Annotated in this window: 2 protein-coding genes; one reads left to right on the top strand and one right to left on the bottom strand. The window is 36.2% G+C overall.

The genetic code is table 11. The features are described from left to right. Positions 1–200 precede the first annotated feature (200 nt). Positions 201–1646, top strand: a complete 1446-nt coding sequence (gene hpaB / locus V7150_RS24720; protein WP_335523552.1) for a 4-hydroxyphenylacetate 3-monooxygenase, oxygenase component — start codon at positions 201–203, stop codon at positions 1644–1646. 133 nt (positions 1647–1779) lie between these two features. On the opposite strand, the gene V7150_RS24715 is transcribed toward hpaB, so the two are convergent. Further along, complete coding sequence (locus V7150_RS24715) at positions 1780–2292, bottom strand: excalibur calcium-binding domain-containing protein (protein WP_335523550.1); 513 nt, start codon at positions 2290–2292, stop codon at positions 1780–1782. Positions 2293–2543 lie beyond the last annotated feature (251 nt).

The following is a 2543-nucleotide window of genomic DNA, read 5'->3' as shown; positions in this document are numbered from 1 at the left end:
TTATAGAACGTCATTAACACTTAAAACCAAAGGCGAAATTGAAAAGGCATCATGATAAACTTGTTTATACATACTTGATACCCATTTCGTAAATACAGAAAAATAAAAAGAACAAGTAAACAGGTTATTCAATAATATAAAACTAGCTAATTCAATATATGATTATAGTGTATCAACCCAGGTACAAAAGGAGTGGACTTATGGGTGCTATATCAGGAGAGGAATTTTTAGAAAGAATTGATCGGTTAAATTCAGAAATTTGGATTGATGGAAAACAGGTTGAAGGCAAGATTTCTAAACATCCAGCTTTCAAAGGTGTTCTTCAGAGTAAGGCATCCCTTTATGATTTGCAGGTTGATAAACAGCTAAAAAATAAACTGACCTACCTATCACCCGAAACTAAAGAACCGATTGGACTTTCCTTCCTGCAGCCAAAGACAAAAAAGGATTTAAAGAAAAGACGAACGATGATCGAACTTTGGGCAAAGCAAACGCATGGAATGATGGGAAGAAGTCCCGATTATATGAATACTGCAGTAATGGCATTTGCCTCCTCTGCTTCATTTTTGGAAGGAAAAGACCATTGCTTCCCAGAAAACATTCAATCACTTTACGAAAGAGCAAAGAAACAAGACCTTTCCTTTACCCATACCTTTATCACACCCCAAGTGAACCGCTCACAGTTTTACTATGAATGCTCTAAAGAACCGATTTCTGCAAAGGTTATTGGTAAAAATGAAAATGGCATCATCATTAAAGGAGCTCGTTTATTAGCTACACAAGGTGGTTTAACGGATGAGGTTCTTGTTTATTCTGCAGGTGGAATTATGGAGAAGGAGTTTGCTTACGCATTTTCCATCCCTACTGATACGAAGGGATTAAAGTTTATTTGCCGGGAGTCATTTGTTGAGGGCGATTCAGCGTTTAATTATCCATTAAGTTCTCGGTATGAAGAAATGGATACTGTTCTTGTCTTTGATCATGTCTTAGTCCCATGGGACCGCATATTTTTTTACGACAATATTGAGGCTGCCAACCATTTTATGCTTCAAAGTTCTTTTCACCCTTTTACCCTTCATCAGGTCATTACCAGGCAGATAGTAAAGACAGAAGTTGTTCTAGCTGTTGCCGAGCTAGTTGTTGAAACGATAAACGTTCAGGAATATCTGCATATACAGGAAAAACTTTCTGAAATTATCATTGGCCTTGAAACTATGAAAGCACTATTACTTAAGTCAGAAATAGATGCAAGGTTAGATGAATGGGGATATATGCGTCCAAGTATCACACCACTTAGAGTGGCTAGCAATTTATTCCCTAAAATCTATCCTAGATTCTGTGAAATTATCGAAATCATCGGTGCGAGTGGTATGGTGTCTTTACCCACTGAAAAAGACTTTTCTTCTGATATTCGCTCAGATTTGGATCAATATCTGCAGGGAGCTAATAAAAACGCAATTGACCGGGTTAAAATATTCCGTTTAGCTTGGGATTTAACAATGAGTTCATTTGGTACAAGACAGACGCAATATGAAAGGTACTTTTTTGGTGACCCCCTCCGGTTATCAAGTCTTTTATACAATAACTATCCTAAAGAAAAATATGTGAAGCAGATTAGAAATCTATTAAATTTAAGTGATTCGTAATCCTAGGAACACTAGTTTTATAAAAGCCAAAGTTTTAAAATGTACAATCGAATTTTGTCCTTTACAAAATAAAATGAGCAATGAAAAAATGATCCATGAACTTGTCATGAATCATTTTTTCTCCTATTTATATCTATGATTGTTCACATGCCCAGTTATCTTTATCGCGGTCATGCCTCGATTCATAAGCGGGATGTGTGGATGGTACACCGTTTGGATATACTTTTCTCATTTCGGTACAATTCTTGAATGACTCATTTCCGGTATTTGACGATTCACTGCCTGATGTTGAGCCGACAGACGTTTCTCCAGTCGATGAAGATGAGCCGGTATGATTATTTTGTGTGGAATCTAAATCACCCTTTGTTGTTCCTTGGTCACCAAATGTCCATAAACCCTTATTTGCAGCCCGTGCCTCTCTAGCAAACTTTACAAAGAATTCGCTGTATTTCACATCAGGAGGATAGGTGGATGGTTCAGCATATCCATTTAATACTAAGTCGGCATTAAACATTTTTGAACGAATTTCATTTTCGTCCATATCATTTTCCGGTACACTTAACCAAACAATTCGTTTTCCTCGGATGGTGCTGAGAACACCAAAGCCAATACAAAAGAAGAAATGATTCCCACTGCGATGAACCATCCTGATTTTGCAAATCTACTATTTCTCTTTCGATATTGCCTATTAAGGAACAGACCAATTATAAATATAACCAAACCAATAAACGAGATAGGTGCTACAATACCCATCGCTAACATAAAGAGTATGGCAATTACGATAAGAACTCCTTTTAAAAATTTCACTATACAAATTCACTCCTTTGCAAACTCCTTTTCATTATACCTATTATCATATTTATTTAGTTATTAAACTTCTCTTTTTGTATTTTTTCT

This window comes from Neobacillus drentensis (assembly GCF_036965245.1).
GTDB lineage: Bacteria > Bacillota > Bacilli > Bacillales > Cytobacillaceae > Neobacillus > Neobacillus drentensis_G.
This window is presented reverse-complemented; position numbering and strand designations above follow the sequence as displayed.

Bases quoted from the DNA above. Each gene is read 5' to 3' on its own strand.
- V7150_RS24715 (WP_335523550.1), bottom strand. From the start codon at position 2,292: ATGGTTCATCGCAGTGGGAATCATTTCTTCTTTTGTATTGGCTTTGGT.
- hpaB (WP_335523552.1), top strand. From the start codon at position 201: ATGGGTGCTATATCAGGAGAGGAATTTTTAGAAAGAATTGATCGGTTA.